This window comes from Pseudomonas sp. YeP6b (assembly GCF_025642995.1).
Lineage (GTDB): Bacteria > Pseudomonadota > Gammaproteobacteria > Pseudomonadales > Pseudomonadaceae > Aquipseudomonas.
The window spans coordinates 4,443,282-4,468,612 of sequence record NZ_CP080090.1 but is presented as its reverse complement, the minus strand read 5'-3'; the positions used below and the strand labels follow the sequence as shown (position 1 = coordinate 4,468,612).

15 protein-coding genes and 1 pseudogene are annotated in these 25,331 nt (G+C 61.4%); 11 read left to right on the top strand and 5 right to left on the bottom strand.

What is annotated here, in order from left to right; translation table 11 throughout:
- Positions 1-154: 154 nt before the first annotated feature.
- On the top strand, positions 155-6,424 hold the full coding sequence (locus KZH41_RS19990; protein ID WP_263273565.1) for a non-ribosomal peptide synthetase: 6,270 nt from the start codon (positions 155-157) through the stop codon (positions 6,422-6,424).
- Between the two features lie 375 nt (positions 6,425-6,799).
- The gene (locus KZH41_RS19985) at positions 6,800-7,771 is read left to right on the top strand and encodes a hypothetical protein (RefSeq protein ID WP_263273564.1); all 972 of its coding nucleotides are present in this window, start codon (positions 6,800-6,802) and stop codon (positions 7,769-7,771) included.
- A gap of 242 nt (positions 7,772-8,013) precedes the next feature.
- Here KZH41_RS19985 and KZH41_RS19980 read toward each other — a convergent pair whose 3' ends face one another.
- The 3 genes from KZH41_RS19980 to KZH41_RS19970 all read right to left on the bottom strand — a co-directional run bounded on the left by KZH41_RS19980 (position 8,014) and on the right by KZH41_RS19970 (position 12,076).
- A complete protein-coding gene (locus tag KZH41_RS19980) occupies positions 8,014-9,531 on the bottom strand; it encodes an ArnT family glycosyltransferase (protein WP_263273563.1) in 1,518 nt (505 codons plus the stop codon).
- A 25-nt stretch (positions 9,532-9,556) separates the two neighbouring features.
- The gene (gene arnT / locus KZH41_RS19975) at positions 9,557-11,212 is read right to left on the bottom strand and encodes a lipid IV(A) 4-amino-4-deoxy-L-arabinosyltransferase (protein WP_263273562.1); all 1,656 of its coding nucleotides are present in this window, start codon (positions 11,210-11,212) and stop codon (positions 9,557-9,559) included.
- Between the two features lie 186 nt (positions 11,213-11,398).
- Complete coding sequence (locus KZH41_RS19970; protein WP_242150908.1) at positions 11,399-12,076, bottom strand: histidine phosphatase family protein; 678 nt, start codon at positions 12,074-12,076, stop codon at positions 11,399-11,401.
- A 276-nt stretch (positions 12,077-12,352) separates the two neighbouring features.
- On the opposite strand from KZH41_RS19970, the gene KZH41_RS19965 reads away from it, so the two are divergent.
- From KZH41_RS19965 to KZH41_RS19940, 6 genes and pseudogenes are all read left to right on the top strand, one after another.
- Positions 12,353-13,021: an ABC transporter ATP-binding protein gene (locus KZH41_RS19965; RefSeq protein ID WP_242150905.1), complete on the top strand. Its 669-nt coding sequence runs from the start codon at positions 12,353-12,355 to the stop codon at positions 13,019-13,021.
- Position 13,022: 1 nt separating this feature from the next.
- Positions 13,023-15,485, top strand: a complete 2,463-nt coding sequence (locus KZH41_RS19960) for an ABC transporter permease (protein WP_263273561.1) — start codon at positions 13,023-13,025, stop codon at positions 15,483-15,485.
- On the top strand, positions 15,475-16,539 hold the full coding sequence (locus KZH41_RS19955) for a lipocalin-like domain-containing protein (protein ID WP_263273560.1): 1,065 nt from the start codon (positions 15,475-15,477) through the stop codon (positions 16,537-16,539). The genes KZH41_RS19960 and KZH41_RS19955 overlap by 11 nt, the downstream gene beginning before the upstream one ends.
- Before the next feature lie 139 nt (positions 16,540-16,678).
- Positions 16,679-17,670: pseudogene (locus KZH41_RS19950) on the top strand (hypothetical protein).
- Between the two features lie 43 nt (positions 17,671-17,713).
- Positions 17,714-18,049: a hypothetical protein gene (locus KZH41_RS19945; RefSeq protein WP_263273558.1), complete on the top strand. Its 336-nt coding sequence runs from the start codon at positions 17,714-17,716 to the stop codon at positions 18,047-18,049.
- Between the two features lie 120 nt (positions 18,050-18,169).
- Positions 18,170-19,675 carry a hypothetical protein gene (locus KZH41_RS19940; protein WP_263273557.1) on the top strand — a complete coding sequence of 502 codons (1,506 nt, stop codon included), beginning with the start codon at positions 18,170-18,172 and terminating at the stop codon, positions 19,673-19,675.
- Between the two features lie 75 nt (positions 19,676-19,750).
- Here the strand turns inward: KZH41_RS19940 and KZH41_RS19935 are convergent, their stop codons facing one another.
- Both KZH41_RS19935 and KZH41_RS19930 read right to left on the bottom strand, forming a co-directional pair.
- A complete protein-coding gene (locus KZH41_RS19935; protein WP_263273556.1) occupies positions 19,751-20,848 on the bottom strand; it encodes an SMP-30/gluconolactonase/LRE family protein in 1,098 nt (365 codons plus the stop codon).
- Between the two features lie 2 nt (positions 20,849-20,850).
- Entirely contained in the window at positions 20,851-21,522 is a 672-nt protein-coding gene (locus KZH41_RS19930; RefSeq protein WP_263273555.1) for a sterol desaturase family protein, read from the bottom strand.
- A gap of 330 nt (positions 21,523-21,852) precedes the next feature.
- Here KZH41_RS19930 and KZH41_RS19925 point away from each other — a divergent pair, with 330 nt between their 5' ends.
- From KZH41_RS19925 to KZH41_RS19915, 3 genes are all read left to right on the top strand, one after another.
- Positions 21,853-22,776, top strand: coding sequence for a substrate-binding domain-containing protein (locus tag KZH41_RS19925; RefSeq protein WP_242150892.1), 924 nt, complete (start codon positions 21,853-21,855; stop codon positions 22,774-22,776).
- Between the two features lie 64 nt (positions 22,777-22,840).
- The gene (locus tag KZH41_RS19920) at positions 22,841-24,349 is read left to right on the top strand and encodes a sugar ABC transporter ATP-binding protein (protein WP_094951547.1); all 1,509 of its coding nucleotides are present in this window, start codon (positions 22,841-22,843) and stop codon (positions 24,347-24,349) included.
- Positions 24,315-25,307 carry an ABC transporter permease gene (locus tag KZH41_RS19915; protein ID WP_094951553.1) on the top strand — a complete coding sequence of 331 codons (993 nt, stop codon included), beginning with the start codon at positions 24,315-24,317 and terminating at the stop codon, positions 25,305-25,307. Before KZH41_RS19920 ends, KZH41_RS19915 begins: the two co-directional genes overlap by 35 nt.
- Positions 25,308-25,331: the final 24 nt, after the last annotated feature.

Below are 25,331 nucleotides of genomic sequence, written 5' to 3'. Positions count from 1 at the left end.
CAGCAATGAACCTTCAGCCAAGCCCGTTTCTATCCGTTTGGATGTCCGGGTTTCGGGTGACAGACAGCCCCCGACCCCCATGCTCAAATCCGGCACATTCGTCGTAATGGGCCACCCTGCGCGGCCAGTGCCTGACACCCATGAGAAGGATCTTATGCACCACTTCGCAAGCTTGCCGGCCAGCTTCCCCCTCACCGCCGCCCAACAGGACATCTGGCTCGACCAACTGCGCGCGGGCGACTCGCCGCTGTACAACATTGGTGGTTATGTGGATTTTGCTGGTGCCATAGCGCCGGACTTGATCCAGCGCGCCGTCGAATTGTTGGTGGCCAAGCACGATGCGTTGCGTACCCAGCTGCACAGCGACGCCAATGGCCTGGCGCGGCAAACCTTCGCCCCGGCGTTGGCGGTAGAGGTAGCGCAGCACGACTTCTCCGCCCGACCAGACCCGCAGGCCGCGACCCAGGCGTTGATGCAGGCGCAAATGGCCCGGCCCTACGCCATGGCCGGCGAGCCGCTGTTTCGTTTTTTCCTGGTCAAACTCGACGAAGACCATTACCGCCTCGGCACCCAGGCCCATCACCTGATCCTCGACGGTTGGGGCTTTGGCCAGATGCTGCAATCCCTGGCGCGCCTCTACACCGACCTGCAACACGGCCGGCAACCGGAGCCGCAGGCGCCGTCCTATATCGACTTTATCGACTCCGACCAGCACTACCTCCAATCCGCCCGCTACGCCCGCGACCGCGCCTATTGGCTGGAAAAGTACCAGCAACTGCCCGAGCCGTTATTGACGCCCCGGCACACCGCCCAAGCGCCGAGCAACACCTTCGTAGAAGCGTTCCCGGTGGCGCTGCTCAACCGCATGGAGCAAGTGGCCAACCGTTACCAAGCCTCGGCGTTTCATGTGTTGCTGGCGGCGATGTACGTGTATTTCACCCGCACCAGCCAGCGTGATGAGTGGGTGGTGGGGCTGCCGATTCTTAACCGCTCCAACGCGCGGTTTCGCGCCACTGTGGGCTTGTTCACCCAGGTCAGTGCGGTGCGTTTTCAATTCAGCGAACAGCTGTCGTTCAGCGCATTGGTGCGCGGCGTGCGCGACCAGCTCAAACAGGATTTGCGCCATCAGCGTTTTCCTTTAAGCGAGATGAACCGGGAGCTGGGCCTGCGCCGCAGCGGGCGCGGCCAGTTGTTCGATCTGTCGGTGTCCTTCGAGCAGGACGACCACGACCTGCGTTACGGCCAGGTGCAGGCCCGGGCGATCAAGGTGTCCAACCACCATGAACCGCTGCCGATTGCTATCCACCTGCGCAGCAACCGTTACCAAGCCACCGCGTGCCTGCACTGCGTGTACAACGAGGCGTACTTCAAGCACGACGAAGTGCAGGCGTTGGCGCAGCGCTTTAGCTGGCTGCTGGAGCAAGGGCTGGAAAATACTGCGTTGACAGTCGCTGAGTTTTGCCTGGTGACGCCGGCCGAACAGGCGCAGTTGCAGCAGTGGAACGCCACCGCGCAGCCCAACGCTGCGACGCAAACCCTGCACGGGCGGATCGAAGCCCAGGCCACGCGTACACCGGATGCCGTAGCGGCGGTGTTTCAGGGCCGGCAACTGACCTACACCCAACTCGACCAACAAGCCAACGCCTTGGCCCAGCAACTGCTGGAGCACGGCGTACAGCCGGATGACCGCGTGGCGATTGTGGCCCGGCGCGGGCTGGACACTTTGGTCGGGCTGTTGGCGATCCTCAAGTCCGGCGCCTGCTATGTGCCGGTGGACCCGGCCCATCCCGCCGAGCGCCTGAACTATTTGCTGCACGACAGCGCCCCCGTGGCGGTGCTGACCCAGCAGGATTTACTGCATCGCCTGCCTGCCTTGGATGTTCCGGTGCTCCGCCTGGGCGGCCCGGCCGTGTACCTCGCCAACAGCCCGCGCGTCGCGGTCACGCCGTCCAACCTTGCCTATGTGATCTACACCTCCGGCTCCACCGGGCTGCCCAAGGGCGTGATGGTCGAGCATCACAGCGTGTTGAACCTGGCGGACTGGCACTGCCAGGCGTTCAACCTGCACGCGGGCAGCCACACCGCCAGCCTGGCCGGGTTTGGTTTTGATGCGATGGCCTGGGAAGTCTGGCCGGCGCTGTGTGTAGGCGCGACGCTGCACTTGCCGCCGGCACAGGATGACGCGCTGGACCTTGATGCACTGCTGAGCTGGTGGCGCGCGCAGCCGTTGGAGGTTTGCTTCCTGCCGACACCGGTGGCCGAGTACGCGTTCAGCCAGCGCCTGGATCACCCGACCCTGCGCACCTTGCTGATCGGCGGCGACCGCCTGCGCGCCTTCCCTCGGGCGCAGACCTTCGAGGTGATCAACAACTACGGCCCCACCGAAGCCACGGTGGTCGCCACTTCCGGGCGTGTCGAGGCGGGCCGGCCGCTGCATATCGGCGCGCCTGTGGCCAATGCCAAAGTCTACTTGCTGGATGAGCATCAACGCCCGGTGCCCATCGGCGTGGCGGGGGAGTTGTACGTCGGTGGCAAGGGTGTGGCGCGGGGTTACCTGAATCTGCCTGAACTGAGTGCCGAGCGTTTCCTTGAAGATCCCTTTAATGATGGCCGCATGTACCGCACCGGCGATCTGGCGCGGTGGCTGCCGGACGGCAACCTTGACTACTTGGGGCGCAATGACGACCAAGTGAAAATCCGTGGCGTGCGGATCGAGTTGGGCGAAATCGAAGCCGCGTTGGCCACCCATCCGGCGCTCAAGGAAGCCGTGGTGCAGTGTCGCGAAGGGCAATTGCTGGCTTGGTTTATCGAGCAGCACAGCGTTGATATCGAAGCGCTGCGCGCCCATCTGCAAGCCTCGTTGCCGGACTACATGCTGCCCGTTGCCTATGTGAGGCTGGACGTGTTGCCCCTCACCGCCAACGGCAAACTCGACCGCAAGGCTTTGCCTGCACCCACGCAAGCCGCGTTCGTCACGCGCCTGTTTGAAGCACCGCACGAGGGCGCGGAAACCACCCTGGCGCAGATCTGGACCGAGCTGCTGCAGGTTCAGCAGGTGGGGCGCCACGACCATTTCTTCGAACTGGGCGGGCACTCGCTGCTGGCCGTGCAACTGGTGCAGCGCATGCGTGATGCCGGGTTGCGCGCCGACGTGCCGGTATTGTTCGGCCAGCCGACCCTCGCGGCGCTGGCAGCAGCCAGTGTCGGCAGCGAAGAGCAGGTGCCAGCCAATCGAATTCCGCTGGGTTGCACTCACATCACGGCAGATAAGCTCGCGCTGGCCGAGCTGGATCAGGCCAGCCTTGATCGCATCGTCGCGGGCATTCCAGGAGGCGCTGCCAATGTGCAGGAAATCTACCCGCTGGCGCCGTTGCAGGAAGGCTTGCTGTATCACCACCTCACCGACGAACGCGATCCGTACCAGCAACACGCGATGTTCAGCTTTGCCAGCCGCGAGCAGTTGGATGCGTTTGCCCAAGCCTTGCAACAGGTGATCAACCGTCACGACATCCTGCGCACCAGCCTGGTGTGGGATGCCCTTGAGCAGCCGATGCAAGTGGTATGGCGCGAAGCGCAGTTGCGGGTTGAACCCCTGCGCGCCCAGCCTGCACCGCTGGATTTGCGCCAGGCGCCCTTGATGGCCCTGGACTACGCCGAAGAACCGCACAACCAGCGTTGGATTGCTAAGTTACGCTTCCATCACCTGGTCAACGACGCCACCTCGACCACCGTGCTGGTGGATGAAATCCGCGCCCACCTGCTCGGCCAGCAGGCGCAACTGCCGGCGCCGGTGCCATATCGCAATGTGGTCGCGCACGCTCGTTCATCCGCGCGTCAGGCTGCGCACGAGGCATTCTTCCGTGAGTGCCTGGCCGATATTGACGAGCCGACTCTGGCGTTCGGTTTGCAGGACCGCCAGGTGGATCGGGCTGAAATTGAAGCGTTCGAACAGCCGCTCAGCGAGTCCCTCAACCAACGCTTGCGGGCGCAGGCGCGAGCCTTGGGTGTGAGTGCGGCCAGCCTGTTTCACCTGGCCTGGGCGCACGTGCTCAGCCGCGTCGCGGGCCGCGATGACGTGGTGTTCGGCACCGTACTGCTGGGTCGTTTGCAGGCGGGCGAGGGCGCCGACCGCGCGTTGGGCATGTTCATCAACACCTTGCCGTTGCGCGTGCGCCTGGCCGAGCAAACCGTGCTCGATGCACTCCACGACACCCACGTGCAGCTCAGCGCCTTGCTCGCCCATGAACAGGCCTCGCTCGCGTTGGCTCAGCGTTGCAGCAGCGCGTCGCCGCTGTTCAACAGCCTGCTCAACTACCGCCACACCTCTGCCGACACAGACTTGAACCTGGTGCCGGGCATTGCCTTGCTCAGCAGCGAAGACATCCTCAGTTACCCGCTGATGCTCACGGTTGACGACATTGCCAGCGGCTTTCGCCTCAAGGCCAAGGCGCCGCACAAGGTCGGCGCAGAGCGCCTGCTGGGCTACCTCGACACGGCCTTGCACGGCCTGGCGCATGCACTTGAACACGCACCCAGCACGCCATTGCGCGCCGTGCAGGTGCTGCCTGCCAGCGAACTGCACAGGCTATTGGTGGACTTCAACGCCACCGACACTGACTATCCCGAGACCCTCACGCTACCGGCGTTGTTCGAAGCCCGCGCGCGGCACATCCCGCATGCCATCGCGGTGCAGGCTGGCGAGCAACAACTGACTTACCGCGAGCTGAACGAACGTGCGAATCAGCTCGCCTTCCACCTGCGTGAGCGCGGGGTGCAGCCGGATTCGCGGGTGGCGCTGTGCGTCGAGCGCGGGTTGGATCTGGTCGTCGGTTTGCTGGGGATTCTCAAGGCGGGCGGCGCCTATGTGCCGCTCGACCCAGGCTACCCACGCGAGCGCCTGGCCTACATGCTCAACGACAGCCAACCGGTGGCGCTGCTGGTGCACGCCGCCACCCGCGAGCTGCCAGGCGAGGTGTTTATCCCGGTGATCGATTTTGACCACAACGGCTGGAGGCAGGCGCCCATCGGTAATCCTTCGGTGCCCGGCTTGACCGTCGCCAACCTGGCCTACGTGATGTACACCTCGGGCTCCACCGGCACGCCAAAAGGCGTGATGATCGAACACCGCGGCCTGGGCAACCTGATGCGCTGGGGCTCCCAGCTGTGCCCAAATGCAGAAGGCGGCGCCTTGCTGCAGCGTGCGCCGTTCAGCTTCGACGGCTCGGTGTGGGAACTGTTCTGGCCGCTCGCCAACGGTATGCGCCTGGTGCTTGCACGGCCCGATGGGCATCGTGAACCGGCTTACCTGGCGCAGGTGATTCGCGAGCAGCAGGTCACGGTGATCAAGTTCGTGCCGGCGATGTTGCAGCAGTTCCTCGAGCTGGAAGAGTCGGCCTTGTGCACCAGCCTCACCGACGTGCTGTGCGGCGGCGGCGAACTGACCCAAGCTCTGGCCCGTGGCGTGCAGGCGCGCTTGCCCAAGGTGCGTTTGCACAACGTCTATGGCCCTACCGAAGCCACAGTGGACAGCAGCGCCTGGACCTTGGAACCCGGCGAGCCTGTGCCTGCCGTGCAACTGCCGATTGGCCGGGCGATTAACAACACGCGTCTGTATGTGTTGGACGACCACGACGCGCCAGTGCCGATGGGCGTCAGCGGCCAATTGCACATCGGCGGCGTTGGCGTGGCCCGGGGTTATTTGGGCTTGGAGCAGATGACCGCCGAGCGCTTTATCGACAGCCCGTTTGTGGCCGGTGACCGGCTGTACCGCACCGGCGACTTGGTGCGTTACCTGCCGGACGGCAACCTGGAGTTCTTGGGGCGCAATGACTTCCAGGTCAAGCTGCGCGGCGTGCGGCTGGAGCTGGGTGAAATCGAGTCACGCCTGGCGGCGCACCCGGCATTGCGTGAAGTGGCGGTGCTGATTCGTGATGAGCGTTTGGTGGCGTACTTCACCCTGCGTGGGCAAGCGCCGGGCCTGGATGCCTTGCGCGCCTATGTGCTGGAGCAATTGCCGGAATATATGGTGCCGGCGGCCTTTGTGCAGCTTGATGTGTTGCCGCTCAACCCGGCGGGCAAACTCGATCGTAAGGCACTGCCCGAACCTGGGTTGGATGCAGTGGTCAGCCGCGCTTATGAAGCGCCAGTGGGCGAGGTGGAAACCTTGATGTCAGGCATTTGGGCGGATGTGTTGAAGCTGGAGCGGGTAGGGCGCCACGACCACTTCTTCGAGCTGGGCGGGCATTCTTTGCTGGCGGTGAATCTGGTAGCGCGGATGCGTAAGGCTGGGTTGGAGGTGGATGCGCGAACCTTGTTCAGCCAGCCGACACTGGCGCAGCTCGCGGCTTGCACTGCGACACAGGTGCAACAGGTGGAAGTGCCTCAAACCGCCATCCCTCAACTCAACCGACGCCGCCGAATTTGAGTACTGGGCATGGCCAATGTGGGAGCTGGCTTGCCTGCGATGAAGACACCTCGGTGTATCAGTGACACACCGTTGATGCCATCGCAGGCAAGCCAGCTCCCACATTTTTTTACAGTGTTTAGGTAGCAGCTCACCACAATTTCGAAGATTCAAGTCTTCTTTCTGCAATTAAAAGAGACACAGCTTACTGGCCCTTTACAAACCATGACCAAATGCCACTAACCCCAAGGTACACACTGATGAATCAGCCGAGGGTATGGAGCATTCGCAGGCGTAAAATCCAGTCGTACATTCAGTGGAACCACCTTCAGTGTCCTGACCACCGCACAGACAGCTATCACCGATAGCTCGGCGTACCCGTCTGGACGCCGCAAGATGTTGATCAAGAAGGTGCATATGACCCTGTCCGTTAGTAATTCTCAGCCTCAAGGCTTTTATCATCACGCGCATAAAACCAGCCACCCCAATGCGCAAACCCCAACGTTAACCTTCGATACAAACCCCGTTCGTACGGTGTCTACACTCTCGCCAAAGCCCCCGGCAGTGCTAGGTGAACTCAACGTGTCGAACCTGCCTTCGCGCGAGGAAGCCAGGCCCGCGGATGATCATCGCTCAGCAATGGAGGTCTACTACGACAACCCAATTTTGAGCCGGGGAATACTCTCGGCGAGTTGGGATAGAAGTGCGCAAGGTCAGGCGCGCAGGGCTACATTGATTGATGATCTGAAGGGGCAGGTGGGTGACTTTAGCTCCGACAATACTGACCCCCAATCTCGTGCTGACGCCATGTTTCGCCTGGCACGTGTGGTTAATTACATTGATAACGATGCCGGCGTAGAAAGGGTCGGAAGCGCGCGGATTGGAGATGGTTTTTTGGACACTGTCGGCTCCCATCGTTCTTCCTCCGAAGCGGGCCGCCTGATGGCGTTCGGTAGGCGTGGTTATGACGCGCTGGAGAGTTTTTCCATCGGCCGAGCGATTGATGACAAGCGCACGGTGGCAGAAATTACAGCGGGCCCTTTGTTCAAGGGGCTTTGCGCGGCCCTGAATGATGAAGAACTGGACGCCTTCAAGTCGCGAGTAGGCGGGGATTGGGAGCGCGCCTCTCTCCCTCCTTCCGTCAGAGCTGATCTTGCTGCTACTGCAGAGCGAGTGCTGCAAATCATCGACAGAAAAGGTGGCGAAGAGTCGACCCCCGATAACGGCAAGATAGATGGTCTGTCAATTTGGGTTCCCCTTATTTCTGAAGCGTTTCTATCGAGCGTCCATTACACGCGCCCGGGCTCTGAAGCGGCCCGGGTGGGACAGTTCGCCAATAAAGGTTTTTCCGCTTTACACCAAAAGTAATAGCGCTCTGCGGGTGGAGGCTTTGATAGTCACCGACGCGTACCAACCCCACGCCGGCCCACAGGTTGGCTGACACTGCCAGCTGCTGCGTGCAGAAATTCGGCGGTGCGTGCGTAGTGGGCGTCGTGTTCGCGAAGGTCGCCCTGGGCGCGTACGGCCACCCACTGAGGCTGGAAAAACCGCAGGCGGTGCTGGCGGCGTTCCACACACTGATGAATGCCCGCGGCCTCTGATGGGGCCTGTCAGCGTGGCACAGGAATGAATGCCACGCTGCCGCCTGAACGTTTCTGAAACAGCCGCTCGCCATTGTCCGGCTGCGTGGTAATCACCTTGTGATCCGCGCCCAGGTAGGCCAACGGCGTCGGGTCGTCCTTGGAGTACTGCGCGACGATGATGGTGTGCTGCGGGTCAAACCCCTGGCCGCTGGTTTTTACCAGCCAGGCCATGAGTGCGGCGCTGTCGCCCTGGCGCGGGAAGTCTTGGTTCTCGCTCACGTAGTAGAACGGTTTGCCGCCATTTTGCAGGTACATCGGCAACTTGTTATCGACCTCCACCAGCACCATCTGCCATTGATTCCACGGCGCGCTTTTCACCGCCTCGGCTTGCACATCCTCGGCAAAGCGGGTTACGCCGCCATTGCCGGTGGTCCAGGGGTAGAGCACGCCCAGCACCAACAGCAACAACCCGGCGGTGATGCCAAAACCCTTTTGCCAGCGCGGCCAACTGGCCGGTTTTTTCTGCAGGCGTTCACTCAGCCACCAGGCGCCCAACAATTGGGCAAACGGTACCAGCGGCAGCACGTAGTAACTGCGGCGGCTGCCGCTGGCGGTAAAGAACACAAACAGCAGGCCCAGGCCCCATACCAGCCAGCGCACGTTGGGTGGCGTTTGGCGCCAGTGACGCAGCGCCAGCCACACGCCGAGCAGCCAGCACGGCGCCCAGGGCAGGGTGTAGGCGGGCAGATAGATCAGGTAGGTGTAGATCGGCCCCATATGGTCGAACGGGTCGAAAAAACGCACCACGTTTTCCTTGAACACCAGGTCAAGGCCGCTCTCGCCGTAGGTCGGCGCCCCATACACATGCGACAGCACGAAGGGAATCGCATAGAACGCCGCGGCAATCAGCATCGCCAGCAGCAGGCGCAGGTTGAGGTGGCGTTTGTAGCGGTGTTCGCTGAGCAGGTGCGGCAACAGCACCAGGCCCGGCAGCACAAAGCCGATCAAGCCTTTGAACAGTGACGTCGCCGCCAGCAGCAGAAAAAACACTGTGTAGCGCCCCAGCCGGGTGTCATCCGGCCCGCGCCAATACCACCACACCGACGCCAGCACGCCACACACAGTCAGTACATCGGCGGTGGCGACCCGCGCCCAGAACAGAAAGTAGAAGGTGGTGGCCAGCATCCAGCCGGCGATCAGCCCGGTGCCTTTACGAAACAGGCGTTCGCCGATCAGGTACACCAGCCAGACGCTCAACCACGCCGCGATCACCGACGACAGGCGCAGCGACCACGGGCCAAGCCCGCCCATCAGGTTGGCAGAGGCGGTGATCAGCCAGTAGGACGGCAGCGGCTTGTCGTAGTACGGCGCGCCTTTGAGATAAGGGTCGAAGTAGTCGCCACTCTGCAACATCTGCAATGCGATGTTGGCCCACCGAGTTTCCGGCCCCCACAGGTCGCGACTGCCCAGCCCCAGCAGCAGAAGCAGCGCCGAGACGCCCAGCAGCAGCACCAGGGCGCCGCGTTCGGTTTTCCAGAAACTCATGGGCTTACTCGCCGTGGGCGTAACGTTAAGGAATTTTCGGGTAGATGATCAGTAGCATGGCGCCTTTGCGATAGCGCTTGCCTCCCGGCGGCAATTGCCCTTCTTCGCGATGCTCGCTGGTGCTTCTGACGCGCATCAGCACCCCGACCGAACCTTGCTGGCGCGCATCGGCGAGCCAGGTCTGAATGCTGTCCAGATCGACTTTGCGGTGCACCGAATCCGCATATTTGAGGCCGTAGCTCAGTTCGCCCCGGGTGTCATAAAAAGCCACTTCAGGCCGCCGCAGTCGCCAGGACAATGCGGACGCCGAGCCCAGTTCATTGCTGATAAGAGCATGGGTTTGTTGCAGTTCATCCAGATGCTGGAGGACGAACTGATCGGGCATTGCGGTATCCGTGACTTCTTCCGGCATGCCAGCCGGCAGTAGGGCGACCAGCAAGCCGATGCCCAGTGCGGGCATGGCCCACAGCGTCAGCGGGCGGAAGGCTTGCAGCACGTTGGCCAGTATCCAACCCAGCAGCACGATAAAGGTCAGGGACAGGCTGTACATCTCAGCGTGGCTGTTGCTGTACAGCGGGTCATCGATTTGCAGGTAAATCAGTGCCGCCATCGCAGCCACGCCGATGGCGAGGTTGAGCAGGCCGTTGACCCGCAGGGCGCGGATTTTGCCGCGGTTGATCAGGTCGGTCACGGCATGGCCCATCAGCAACGCCAGCGGCAGCAGGCACGGCATGATGTAGGTGGGCAGCTTGCCGTTGCTCAGGCTGAAAAAAACCAGGGGCAGCAGCAACCACAAGCCGAGGAAAATAATCGCCGGCTGGCCTTTGTCTTTCCAGGCCTTGAGCGCTGTGCTTGGCAACAACGCCGCCCACGGCAGGCACGCCACGACCATGATCGGCAGGAAGAACCACCAGGCCCGCGCATGCTGTGCTTTGTCGGAGGAAAAGCGGCGGATGTGCTCGTGCCAGAAAAAGAAGCGCCAGTAGTCCGGTTCCTGCAGATGAATCGCCCACACCCACGGCAGGCACAGCAGCAGCGCGACCCCAATGGCGATCGGGCCGTAGCGCAGCAATTCACCCAAGCGTCGCTGCCAAAGCATGTACGGCACGGCAATCAGCACGGGCAACAGCCAGGCCAGAAAGCCCTTGGTCATAAAACCCATGGCGCAGGCCACGCCCAGCACTGCCCAGGCGCCTATCCGGCCACGCGAGGTGCGGTTGTCCAGCGCAAACCACAGCGCAACCAGGCTGAGGTTGACCCATAAGGTGAATTGCGGGTCGAGGTTGGAGTAACCCGCTTGCCCGGCCACCAGCCCAAAGCTCATGTAGAGCAGGGCGCAGGCGAAGCTCTTGCGTGGGTCGTTCCACAGGCGGCGTGCGATGAGGTAAGCCAGTATCACGCTCAGGCCGGTGGTCAACGCCGAGGCGATGCGCACGCCGAACAGGTTTTCGCCAAACACTGCCTGGCCAAGGGCGATCAGCCAATAGCCGGCAGCGGGTTTTTCGAAATAGCGCACACCCATGAAGTGCGGTGCGACCCAGTTGCCGCTCAGGAGCATTTCCTGGCTGATCTGGGCGTAGCGGGTTTCATCCGGGGTCCATAAACCGTGCAGGCCCATGGGCAATAGATAAAACACGGCGAAGGCCAGTAACAATAGCGGTAAGGGTTTCAGGCGGGTCATGAAAACGTCGCTCCTTGACGTTTAAAGGTGAAGTAAGGGGGCAGGTTAGTAAGAGTAGAAAGGATCACAAAGTTCACTAAGTCGATGAAAGTATTCATGACGTCCAGAAGTAACAGGTGCAACTAAACTTGCCAGAGCAGGCCTGTCGTATTCCTGAACATGGGACGTGATATATGTAAAAAAGTGTTAGAGCTTTTTCAGTACGGCGGCCCAGGCTTGGCTGTTCATGATGCCCAGTGTCTCGAACTTGCCGTTGGTTTTTACGCGTATGAACAGGGCGCTGCCGTACTGAGGGAACGCCGCGCGGGGGAAGCCCAGCGTGGTTTCGAAATCGGCGATACAGCCACTGTGGGTGACAAAAACCAGGTTGCGTGCGGGCTGTTTGTGGCTGAGCAGTTCTTCGCCCATGTCCTTGCCGCAGATAGCTTTTTCGCTGGTAGTTAGATCGGCTGCTTTGCCGAACATAAACTGCGAGGTCTGAACGGTGCGCAGGGCGGGGCTGGCAAGCACATCGCTGTAGCCCATGCCCAGCTTCGTAAAGGCCTTGCCCAGCTCTTGGGCGCGTTGAGTGCCTAAGACTGTCAGGCCTTCAGGTGAACCGAAGCAGGGGTTTGTCGAGCGGTCGCATCGCTCTTCGTGGCGCACCAGCACAATCAGGTCGCCGTCGCGCCAGGCGGGCAGCACTTGTGAGGTCAGCAAGCGATTGCCGACGCCCAGGTCACGCGGCGATGACGGCCACATCAGGAAAGCGGTGAGCAGCAGGGCAATGACGGCGAGACCCGCCCACCACTTTTGCATTTTTTTGAAATAGCCCCGGCGTGAGCGCGGTTTGGTCAGAGTAAGGTCAACCACATCATTCACCATGGGCACTGTCAGCAGTGTTTTTTATTAAGTAGGCGCAACGCATTGACGAATTCCCATAAGGGAATGGGAGGCTGTCACAGGGCTGCTGTCTTTTTGCTGAACATCTGGCGGTTAAAAGTTGCCGTGGCTGGCAACTAATAAGTTGCCGAGTATCGGCGCGTGGCGGGCAATTTAGAGGGGCGAGGGTGGGCAAGCAGTGAAATCCATGTGAAAAATTTGCGTAGGGCCGACGGTCAGCCGTTATGCTCGTTCGGAGTCCTTCGAACGAGCGTTCTTATGTTGCAGGTGCAAGGTGTCCTAAAAAGCTACGCCACCCCGCAGGGCCCGCTTGCAGTGCTGGCGGGCGTTGACTTGTTCCTGGGTGAGCGTAGCAGCCTGGCGCTGATGGGCGAGTCCGGCAGCGGAAAAAGCACATTGCTGCATCTGGTGGCCGGGCTTGATCAGGTGGATGGCGGCAGCATTCAGGTGGGCGAGCAGCGCCTGGACCAACTCAGCGAAGCGCAGCTGGCCCACTGGCGGCGGACTGAAATCGGCCTGGTGTTCCAACAGTTCAACCTGATCGGCAGTTTGCGCGTGGACGACAACCTGGCATTCCAGGCGCGGTTGGCGGGGCGCTTTGATCCGCAGTGGCAGGCGCAGTTGGTGGAGCGCCTGGGGTTGGGCGATTTGCTCAGGCGCTATCCCGAGCAACTGTCCGGCGGCCAACAGCAACGGGTTGCGGTGGGGCGTGCGTTGGCGTCGCGCCCTGGCTTGCTGCTGGCCGATGAGCCGACCGGCAATCTCGACGAAGCCACCAGCGATGAAGTGCTGCAACTGTTGCTCGACCTGTTGCGCGACAGCCCCACCAGCCTGTTGATGGTCACGCACAGCCCGCGCATCGCCGCGCGCCTGGACCAGCAAGTGGTGTTGCACCGCGGCCGTGTCGTGCCTGCGGACGCGCGCTGAGATGGCGGTGTTTTATTGGGCGTTGCGTGCGCTGATCAGCCATTGGCGGCGCCACCCGGTGCAGTTTTTCAGCGTGCTGACCGGCCTGTGGCTGGCGACCGCGCTGTTGACCGGTGTGCAGGCCCTCAACAGCCAAGCGCGGGACAGCTATGCACGCGCCAGCCAACTGATCGGCGGTGAGCCGCAAGCCAGCCTGAGTGCGCCAGACGGCGCCAGCTTCCCCCAAGCACTGTTTGCCGAGCTGCGCCGCGCTGGTTGGCCGGTGTCGCCGGTGGTGCAGGGCCGGTTGCTGCTCAAGGGGCATGAAGCACAACGCCTGCAGCTGATGGGCATCGACCCGCTGTCGTTGCCCGGCGGCGGCGCGGTGGCGGGGCAGCGCTTGAGCCAGGCGCAAATGCTGGCTTTTTTCAACCCGCCGGGGCGTACCTGGATCGCGCCGCAGACCTTGGTCGCCTTGGGGTTGCACGAAGGTGAGCAACCGCTGACCGCGAGCGGGCAGGCCTTGCCGCCGTTGCAGGCTCAACCGGACATGGCGCCGGGCCTGTTGCTGACCGATATCGGCTTCGCCCAGTCGCTGCTGGAAATGCCCGGCCAACTGTCGCGCCTGCTGCTGGACAAGGCCTTTGCCGCCCGCCATCCCACACCGCCTGCCGCGCTGCAACTCAAGCAGGGCGAGGACAACAACCTTGCGCGCCTCACCGAAAGCTTTCACCTGAACCTCGACGCCCTGGGCTTTTTGTCGTTTGTGGTGGGCTTGTTTATTGTGCACGCCGCCATCGGCCTGGCACTGGAGCAACGCCGTGGATTGCTGCGCACCTTGCGTGCCTGCGGGGTCAGTGCGCGCATGCTGATCCTGAGCCTGGGCGTCGAACTCGGCGTGTTGTCGTTGCTCGGTGGCGTGCTCGGCGTCGCCAGCGGTTACCTGCTGGCCAGCCTGTTGCTGCCGGATGTGGCCGCCAGTTTACGCGGCCTGTACGGCGCCGAGGTGCCGGGCCAATTGAGCCTCAGCCCATGGTGGTGGATGGCTGGCTTGGGCCTGAGCCTGCTCGGCGCATTGCTCGCAGGTGGCAGCAGCCTGTGGCGGGCGGCGCGTTTGCCGCTGCTGGCGCTGGCCAATGCCCAAGCCTGGCATGACGCGCACGGGCGCTGGCTGCGGCGCCAGGGTTGGGTGGCGGCGACCGCGCTGGTGATCGCGCTGCTGGCGCTGTGGCTGGGCGACAGCCTGGCTGCCGGGTTTGTGTTGATGGCGGCTTTGCTGTTGGGGGCAGCGCTCGGTTTGCCGGTGGTGCTCAACGGCCTGCTGACGGCGGTGCTCGGGCGTAGCCGTTCAGTGCTCGGTCAGTGGTTTTTGGCCGACTGCCGCCAGCAGTTGCCGGCCTTGAGCCTGGCGCTGATGGCGTTGCTGCTGGCCTTGGCGGCGAACATCGGTGCAGGTTCGATGACCTCGGGCTTTCGCCAGACCTTCAATAACTGGTTGGAGCAACGTCTCACGGCCGAGCTGTACCTCAACCCGCAAACCCCGGCCCAGGCCGAGCAGCTCAGCACCTGGTTGGCGCAGCAACCGCTCGTGCAAGCGGTGCTGCCCACCTGGCAGGTCGCGGTGCAGTTGCAGGGCTGGCCGGCGGACGTGTTCGGCGTGGTCGACGACCCCACTTATCGTCAGCACTGGCCGTTATTGGAGCGCGTGAGCGAGCCTTGGGACCAGTTGCTGCAAGGCGACACGGTGATGCTCAGCGAACAACTGGCGCGGCGCTTGAAGGTGCGACTCGGCGATGCGGTCGTTATTCCCACGCCTGAGGGCGTTTGGTCCCCCAAGGTGGTGGGGGTTTACGCCGACTACGGCAACCCCAAAGGCCATCTGCTGGTCAATGCCAAGCACCTGCTGGCGCACTGGCCGGGGCTGACACCGGCCCGCTTCAACCTGCGGGTGCTGCCGCAGAATGTGCCGCCGCTGGTGCGCGAGGTGCAGCGTGCGTTTGCATTGGAAGACAGCCGCATCGTCGATCAACAGCAACTCAAAGGCTGGTCGAGCCAGGTGTTCGAACGCACCTTTGCCGCAACGGCTGCGTTGAACAGCCTCACCCTCGGCGTCGCCGGGGTGGCGTTGTTTATCAGCTTGCTGACCCAGAGCCAAAGCCGCCTGGGCCAACTCGCGCCGCTGTGGGCGCTGGGTGTGACGCGTCGGCAATTGATGCTGCTCAACCTGGGCCAGACCTGGCTGCTGGCGGTGCTGACCTTGGTGTTGGCGTTGCCATTGGGCCTGCTGCTGGCGTGGTGCCTGGACGCGGTGATCAACGTGCAGGCATTCGGCTGGCGCCTGCCGTTGCAGGTATTCCCGTGGCAGCTTGCGCAATTGTTGGGGCTGGCGCTGCTGGCCACCTTGCTGGCCTCGGCCTGGCCGCTGTGGCAGTTGTACCGCAGCCGCCCGGCGGATTTGCTGAGGACGTTTGCCAATGAAGATTAAAGCGCTGCTGTGGGCTGCTGTGTTGCTGCTGACGGCCTGTGACAAGGCGCCAGCGCCGCCAGAAAGCTTCGCAGGCCTGGGCAACGATGCCGCGGACTTTGCCCAGGTGGTGCCCGGTAAAGTGTTCAGCTTTCCTGAGGATCACGGCCCCCATGATGGCTTTCGCATCGAGTGGTGGTACGTCACCGCCAACCTCAAGGACGCCCAAGGCAATGTGTTCGGCGTGCAATGGACGCTGTTTCGCAACGCGCTGAAGGCGGGGCCGACGCAGCCCGGCTGGCACGACTCCACCATCTGGCTTGGCCACGCCGCCGTGACGTCCGCCACCCAGCACTACGCCGCCGAACGCTTCGCCCGTGGCGGCATCGGGCAAGCGGGGGCCCAGACCGTGCCATTCAATGCCTGGATCGACGACTGGAATTTCGTCACCCGCCCCGGCGCCGTGAGCGCCTTGGCGGATATGCAACTCACTGCCTGCGGCCCGCAGTTCGCCTACGACTTGCACCTGACCTCCAGCCGCCCGTTGGTGCTGCAAGGCGATAACGGCTACAGCCGCAAGTCCGATCAGGGGCAAGCGTCCTACTACTACAGCCAGCCATTTTTTACCGCGACCGGCAGCGTCAGCATCGACGGCAAGACCTACCAGGTCAGTGGCCCCGCCTGGCTCGACCGCGAATGGAGCAGCCAACCTCTGGCGGCCAGCCAAACTGGCTGGGACTGGTTTTCCCTGCACCTGGACCGTGGCGAGCAGTTGATGCTGTTTCGGGTGCGGCAAAAAGACGGCGCGGGTTACCTGACCGGCACCTGGATCGACCCGCAGGGCCACACCCAGACCCTGCGCAATGAAGATATTCAGCTCACACCCTTGTCCACCACCGCCATCGACGGGCGTCCTGTTCCTACGCGCTGGTCGCTGAAAATCCCAAGCAAACAACTGGATATCACCCCCCAGGCCGTCAACCCGAAGGCGTGGATGAACCTGAGCATCCCGTACTGGGAAGGGCCCGTGCAGTTTGAAGGTGGCGTGGGCTATCTGGAGATGACGGGGTATTAAACGCGCCTTTTTGTAGGCGCTGTTTCTCTGCAAAGTAGGCAACTTCCTAAATGTAATTTCCCGCTCTCGGACTTGTGTCCGTGCCGTGGCCGCTTGCCTATATTCCGACGCCATCTTCATTACATCCGGGGTGTAAGGCATGGCGCAGGGATTCATAAATGAGCGCACTACGGACTACAACAGTTTGAAATCTCGGCTGATGGGTGGCTCATCAAGCAGTCAGCGTGCTGAGCATTTTGATGGGTTGAATCGGCACTTGCGCAATGGCTGGGTGGCGCCGGGGCAATGGGTGATCATTCCTGACACTTACAGCGTGAGCTGCAGTACCGAAGAAGCCTGGTTGATGCGTTATGCCGAGGAGATTCACCGGGGGCTGGAGGCATCGGCAGGCGCGGCGGTGATCAATAACTATGACTTGTTACAGAGCTTTCTGGCGTATGGCTCGATTGGTGTGGGCAGTGCCACATCGGCCTGGGCACGGCATCTTGATGAGGTGGCGGGTACGCTTGAGGAGATTGAACGGTTGCATCAGCGGTTGAAGAACGGTGGGGTGGACAGGCATACCTTTATTCAGCAGCGCCAAGTGTTGTTCCGCCAGCTGGATTTGCAAATGCAAGGCGCAGCACGGTTCGGGACGGGGTTGCGGGGCAATCAGTCGTTGAAAAAGGTACTTTGGATTTCGACCAGCAGCTATCTGCATAAAGGCGAGATAGCAGGGTATGCGAAGCGGATTCGAGAGACGGCGCAGATGTCGAAGTGGTTGGGGAAAGGGACTTACGTGGGGTTGGCGATGGACGTGGGCGTGGCGGGATTGGAAATCAAGGAGGCGTGTGTGACAGGAAGGGAAGCGCAGTGCAGAAAGGCGAAGTATGTGGAAACGGGGAAGTCGGTGGGATCGGTGGCGGGGGCGGCTATAGGTGGAAAAATGGGAGCTAAACTGGTCCTTCGCGGCTGCATCATGGTTTTTGGTGTCTCCATGAAAGCCACCGGCCAGATCGTTTGTGGAATTATTGGAGGCGCCGCAGGTGGTTACGCAGCAGGAGGTAATGAAGGTGGCGATGGTGGCGTGTTTATGGGGGAAAGATCTTGGAGGTATCTGGTGATTTGATATTCCAACCAGAAGGTGTTTAGCCATGGATTTTTTCTCGGTTACACCATCGTGTGGTTTGTTGGAATGTTTGTCGTTTTGGGACTGATGCTTTTTGTGGAATATACAAAACTCGACGAGGTGGAAAGCTACTTCAGTAGCAACGAAATGCTCCGCGGCAATAAGCGCTTTTGGAGAAGAAACCAGTGGATCGACAGGCAATATCGCATGTTGTTGATTGTTGAGTTCCTGTCCGACTCAAAGCGCCATGTGAAAGCCGGTGTTGTGACCGAGGCCGAACTGGCGTCGGTTCCTTTAGCCCTCAAGCGCTGGGTGCTGTGGCCCTATAATTTTGGGTTAGTTTGGTGTATCGCAACGGTGGTCTGGTCCGTTTGGCGCAGGTGGTGCGACATCCCAATTTGAAGGACGCTGAACTCTAAAAAAATACTGTACATGTATACAGCTCTGCCCTAAAGTCCATCCCAGGTGACCGGATGTCACCGGTCACCCAAGCTTCAATTTTTAACTATGGATGGATAAAAAATGAAATCGAAAAAAGCCTTTATGCTGGGCGCGGCCATGGCGGCTACCAGCTTCGTTTCGGCCTTCGCCCTGGCCGAGCAATACCCTCACTTGGCTGCACAAGCAGCACCACCCGCGCTCAAGCAAGCCTTGAAAACCGCAGGTAACGTTCAAGCCACCCAGGCTTCTGCTGCACTGAAACAGCAATTGCTCAAGGGCGCTCAACTGAAAAACCCAGTGTTTGCCGCGAAGGCCAAGGCCGACTCGGTGGTGGAAGACCACACCACGCCGGCCCCTGTGACTCAGGTCAAGAAAGCCGACGCCCGTCAAGCCGCCGCCGTGCAAGCGGCGTTGGTTCCAGGCTGCGAAACCACGCTGGCGGTTAACCAGTTGTACACCGTCAATGGCGTACAGGCCGGCAACCTGCTGTGCTACCATTTCAACCTGCCTAAAAAGGCCCGGATCAATGCGCTGCTGGTCGGCCAGACGGCGGGCACCGACATGTCGTTGACCCTCTTCCAGGATGATGGCCAAGGCAACCCGATCCCACTGGGCACTTCCAACAACCCGGGCACCGGGGATGAAAGCCTCAGCGGCGTACTGCCGGCGGGTGATTACTACTGGTTCATGGAAGCGAATGCGGCGGTCTCGGGGTCGAGCTTCCAGTTCGGTGTGGCGGTCGATGCCAATATCGATGCCTTCGAACCCAATGACACCGCGGATACCGCGTTCAAACTGCCGGATACCTTGAACTACATCAGCGGCAACGCCGATAGCCTCAATGATGTCGACTATTTCGACTTCACGGCGGTACGCGGCCAGAGCGTGGGTATTGCGTTGACGGCCGATGCCGCCAGCGGCAGTACGCGTAACAAATGGATCCTGGAGCGCTTTGATGGCAACCAGTGGGTGGTGGTGGACACCACCGTCAAATCGACGTCGATCCCAAGCCCAGGCGTGGGCGGCGTGGTCAAAGTGCGTGTGCGTCCTAACCCTGGTGATGCGTGGAGCGCGACGGGCAAATACAACCTGTCGTTTGGTTCCAACCCACGGGTGAACAGCCCTGATGTGAAAGGTGAGTCGAATGTGCTGCGCATTCCGTATTCCGCTTCCGATGTGGGTTACGGCTACATGACCACCCAGGCCTACCGCGACCTGACCTGGACCATGGGCCTGTCGGACAGCACGGGCGCGCCACTGGTCGGGTTGCACCCGATCGTCTACCTGGATCAGCACATCAACCCGAACACCGGCAATATCGTCTACAAGCCTTACGTGGGGACAACCAACAGCTCGGGGCTCGCCACGGGGGCGATCAATGTGGGCACCTGCTCCGGTGATTTCCAGACCACCTTTGTCGATTATGCCCAGGGTTACAAAAACACCTGGTGTACCGACTTCAACTACGGCGTGTGGCGTGTGGAAGTGCTGGAGTACCCGGGCATTGGCGTGGGTGGTGACAATACCCAGTTCGTCAGCTTCGGCCACCTGTGCAAGCAGACCTTGCTGAGCAGCACCAAGAACTAATAGGCACCCGAAACTAAGAGGACTGCGCTGTAGTACCCAGGGCATACCGGCCACGCGCCGGTGTGCCCTTTTGCGTTATTGCGCCAGCGCCAGCTTCAATGGCAGGCGCGCCATGCTCGTGCTTTTCAGCGAGCCCAGGTACAACCAGTCGCCGTATTCCCGCGCGCTGGTGACAGGCGAGTAATTGCCCGCGCTGCCATCCTGCAAGTTGGCGATGACGTTGCCGTCGGTGTCCAGCCCCAGCACAAAGGCTTTGCGCTCAATGGGCTTGGGCACCACCATCAGCGCGCGCACCATCATCTTGCGTAACAACGGATAACCGGCGAAGCCATCCAGCAGTGGGTTGCGCGGCGAATACAGCGCAACCCAGAAGCGGTCGCTGCCGTTGAAACTGAGGTTGTCCGGCAAGCCCGGCAGGTTGTCGATAAACAGGTCGTGGCTGCCGGTACGGTCGCCCTTGAGCCAGTAACGGCTGATGCGGTAGGCGCCGGTTTCATTCACCAAAACGTAGCTTTCATGCGGCCCGAGCGCCACGCCGTTGGCGAATTGCAGCTGGTCCAGCAACACCTCGGTGGTGCTGGTGCTGAAGTCATAGCGCAGCAGCCGGCCATCGCCGCCATGCTCGATCACGGCTTCGCCATCCTGGCCGTAGCCCCAGCGGCTCGATGCATCACTGAAATACGCAAAGCGCCCGCTGGCGTCGACTGTCACGTCATTGGTAAAACCAAACGGCACGCCGTTCTCGCTGCTGCTCAACGGCGTGAGTTGGCGATTGGCATCGAGGGCGAGCAAACCTTTGATCCCGTCGGCAATGATCAAGCGCCCATCCGGGTGCAGCGCCAGGCCGAGCGGGCGGCCGCCGGTAGTGGCGATGACTTCCAGGGTGTGGCTGTCGGGCGATGTGCGGATGATGCGCCCATCCTGCAGGCCGCTGAGCAGAAAACCCTGGGCATCCAGCAACAAGGCCTCGGGCCCGGCGATGTCCGGGGCGCCGATCCTTTGTACCGCCTTGAGCCGCTGGTTTTCGGCGTAGGTGCCGTCCTTCAGCGAAGGCGCCTTGGGCGGCGACCAATTCACCGGTTGCACTTTGGTGGGCATCAGCAGCAGAAAGGCGAGCAGCGCGAGCGACAGAACGAACAGCAAGTGATGAAGATTTTTACGGCGGTGGTTCATGACTATTCCTGGGTGTCGTGGGCGTTCGGCTCCCAGTGCAGGGTGCCGAACAGGTAATCCATCAGCGGTAGCACGATATTGAAATTGCGCCCCTGCATCAGCTCGCGCCGATGATGCAGGGCGTGCAGTTGGTGCATCTGGCGAATCCACGGCAGGCGAGCCACGCGGTGTTCGGCGGGCAGGTGTTCGCAGGCGTGGAACACTTCGTAAAGCAGATAGCCCAGGATCATGCACCCGGCAAACAGCCCGGCGACGTTCGGGCTCAGGTGTTTGAGCAGCCACCAGGCGGGGAAGGTGATAGCCAGGCTGTGCAGCACGATCAGCCAGGCGGGGAACAGGATCACGCGCCAGTCCCGGGGGCTGTCGTAGGTCATATGGCCGGGGGTGAAGAAGCTGTGATGGTCGCCGGTGTGGCGCGCGTAAAACAGTTTGGCGAGGGCGTGTTTGTGGTGGCCGAGGTGGCGGTGGACGAGGTAGATACACAGGTTGAAGAACACCAGGGTCAGGGGCACCGTCAGCCACTGGAGTGGGGTGATGTGTTCGGTGGAGGACCAGGCCAGGGTGATGCAGAAAATGCCGTAGCCGAGCACGAAACAGGCGTGGAGCCATGGGTTGTAATGGGGATTCACGTTGGCGCGATAACGGGCGCGGAAGGTCTCGGTAGGGTGGGCCATGGCGGTCAGCTCGGTGTTTTTTGTTAGAGGGTGAGCTTAGTTGGTGGTGGGGAATGTGCGAGTTTTTGCCGGCTACGCGATCAAAGGTGGGAGCTGGCTTGTCGGGTCGCCGCACCGCTGCGATGCAGGTACCTCGGTGTACCAGGCATAGCGAGTGGATGCCATCGCAGGCAAGCCAGCTCCCACATTTGATCAGGGTGGGCCAGGAAGGGTATCCAGCCCCGGGCGACCAATGGGGGCTTGCACAGCCTCCATTTACTTGCTAGTTTCTCGCAAAATGTTATCGATAACATTTGCTCTAAAAATAAAAACAAAACAGAGAACTACGCCATGAAAATGCTCCCGAAGACCCTGTGTTTACTGGCTGTTAGCATCACCCTCGGCTCTACCTCCCCAGCGTTCGCCGACGCCGCCAAACCCATCCGTATCGGCGCCTCCTTCCAGGAAATCAACAACCCCTATTTCGTCACCATGAAAAACGCCCTGGAAGAAGCCAGTGCAACCATCGGTGCAAAACTGATCATCACTGACGCTCGCCACGACGTTTCCAAGCAAGTCAGCGACGTCGAAGACATGCTGCAAAAAGGCATCGACATCCTGCTGATCAACCCCACCGATTCGGTCGGCGTGCAGTCGGCGGTCAAATCCGCCCACGCCGCCGGTGTGGTGGTGGTCGCGGTAGACGCCCAGGCCGACGGCCCGCTGGACTCCTTCGTCGGTTCGAAGAACTTCGACGCCGGCTTCCAGGCCTGTGAATACCTGGCCAAGAATATCGGCGACAAAGGCAACATCGCGATCCTCGACGGCATCGCCGTGGTGCCGATCCTCGAGCGTGTGCGCGGCTGCAAAGAGGCCGTGGCCAAGCACCCGGACATCAAAATCGTGAGCATCCAGAACGGCAAGCAGGAACGTGACCAGGCGCTGACCGTCACCGAAAACATGCTGCAGGCCCAGCCCACGCTCAAAGGCATTTTCAGCGTGAATGACAACGGCTCCCTCGGCGCGCTCTCGGCCATCGAAGCCAGTGGCCTGGACGTGAAACTGGTGAGCGTCGACGGCGCGCCGGAAGCGATCAAGGCGATCCAGAAACCCGGCAGCAAGTTCATTGCCACCTCGGCGCAATACCCGCGCGACCAGATCCGTCTGGCCCTGGGCATCGCCCTGGCCAAGAAGTGGGGCTCGCAAGTGCCCGCCACCATCCCGGTGGACATCACCTTGATCGACCAGGCCAAAGCCAAGGACTTCAGCTGGTAAATCGCCCAGGCCCCACGTGATCCGTGGGGCCTAGGTCATTCCTTCTGAATACGAGGTCGGTGGTATGAGCAGTCTTCTCAAGCTGGAAAATATCTGTAAGCGTTACCCGGGCGTACAGGCCCTCAAGGCCATCAACTTGCAAGTGGAACGTGGCGAGATTCATGCCTTGCTCGGCGAAAATGGCGCGGGCAAGTCGACCCTGATGAAGATCCTCGGCGGTGTCGAACATCAGGACGAAGGGCAGATCCTGATCGACGGCCAGGCGCAGCAGTTCGCGACCTACCGCGATGCGATTGCCGCCGGTATTGGCATCGTGTTCCAGGAGTTCAGCCTGATTCCCTACCTCACGGCGGTGGAAAATATCTTCCTCGGCCACGAGTTGAGCAATCGCTTCGGCCTGCTGCGCAAGCGCGAGATGGTCGAGGCGGCCGAGGCGTTGTTCAAGCGTTTGGGCGTGAGCATCGACCTGCAATGCGCGGTCAAGCACCTGAGTGTGGCCGAGCAGCAGTTTGTCGAAATTGCCAAGGCCCTGGCCCTGGATGCGCGCCTGCTGGTGCTTGATGAACCGACCGCGACGCTGACGCCCAGCGAAGCCGAGCTGCTGTTTGAGATCATGCGCGAACTCAAGCGCCAAGGCGTGGCGGTGATTTTTATCTCCCATCACCTGGAGGAAATCTTCCAGGTTTGCGACCGCATCAGCGTATTGCGCGACGGCGGCAATGTCGGCGTAACCGATGTGGCTGACAGTGACATCGACCGCCTCGTCGAGATGATGGTCGGCCGTCGCCTGGAAAGCAGTTTTCCGCCCAAACCGACCACAGCGCGTGGCCCGTTGTTACTGGAGGTCAAGGACATCCAACTGGTGCGTAACGGCCCCCACAACAGCTTCCAACTGCACAAAGGCGAGATCCTCGGGTTTGCCGGTTTGGTCGGTTCCGGCCGCACTGAACTGGCACTGGGCATGATGGGCGCGCTGCCCTCAGTCAGCAAAGAGGTGTGGCTGCGTGGCGAAAAAGTCACCCTTGATGACCCGGCCCAAGCCCTGGCCCACGGCATCGGCCTGCTGCCCGAAAGCCGCAAGAGCGAAGGCTTGATCACCGATTTCAGCATTCGCGAAAACATCTCCCTGAACAACCTGCCCAAATACCAGAACGCCTCGGGGCTGATCGACAAGGCCAAGGAGTGCGCCAGCGTCGAAGACCTGATGCGCCAGCTGTCGATCAAAGCGCCCAGCGGCGAGAGCCGAGTGTTCAACCTCAGCGGCGGCAACCAGCAAAAGGTTGTGATTGCGCGCTGGATCAACCACCACTGCGACGTGCTGGTGTTCGACGAACCCACGCGCGGCATCGACGTCGGCGCCAAGGCGCAGATCTACGCCTTGATGCGCAGCCTCACCGAACAGGGTTACGCCATCATCATGATTTCCTCTGAACTGCCCGAAGTCATCGGCATGTGCGACCGCGTCGCCGTGTTCCACAAAGGCGCCATCGTCAAGGTACTCGAAGCGTCTGCCGTCAACCCACAAGAGGTCATGCGCCATGCAACAGGGGGCTCAAGTGAATACGTCCATTAACACCGGCGACACCGGCCGGCTGCGCCTGCACCTGGCGCGGCTGGTGCGCTCGCCGGCCTTCTATCCATTCGTGGGTCTGGTGGTGGTGACCCTGGTAATGATCCTCGCCAGCGACACCTTCCTGACCACCAGCAACCTGTCGAACATTGCTCGCCAGGTGTCGATCAACGCGATTATCGCGGTGGGCATGACCTGCGTGATTCTCACCGGTGGCATCGACTTGTCGGTAGGGCCGGTGATGGCGCTGTCCGGCACCTTGACCGCCGGTTTGATGGTCGCGGGCCTGCCGCCGGGCCTGGCGATTGGCGCCGGGATGCTGATTGGCGTGGCCTTCGGCATCGGCAACGGGCTGTTCGTCGCCTACCTGCACATGCCGCCGATCATCGTCACCCTGGCGACCATGGGCATCGCCCGTGGCCTGGGCCTGATGTACACCGATGGTTACCCGATTTCCGGGTTGCCGGAGTGGTTCGGCTTCTTCGGCCGCCAACGCCTGTTCGGCATCGAAGTGCCGATCCTGATCATGCTCATCACCTACTTCGCCGCCTACGTGCTGCTGCAGCACACGCGCATCGGCCGCTACATCTATGCCATCGGCGGCAATGAAGAAGCGGTGCGTTTGTCGGGCGTGCGCGCGGCGCGCTTCAAGCTGCTGGTGTATGGCATCAGCGGCCTGACGGCGGCGATTGCCGGGTTGGTGCTGACCTCACGCTTGATGAGCGGCCAGCCGAATGCCGGCGTGTCGTTCGAGCTGGATGCGATTGCTGCCGTGGTACTCGGCGGCGCCTCGATTGCCGGCGGGCGCGGGGTCATCGTCGGCACCTTGCTCGGCGCGATGTTGCTCGGCGTATTGAACAACGGCCTGAACATGCTCGGCGTATCGCCCTACGTTCAGAGCGTGATCAAAGGCGCAATCATTTTGCTGGCGATCTTTATCAGCCGTCAGCGCCATAAATAAACTCATCTGACTACAGGACTGCAC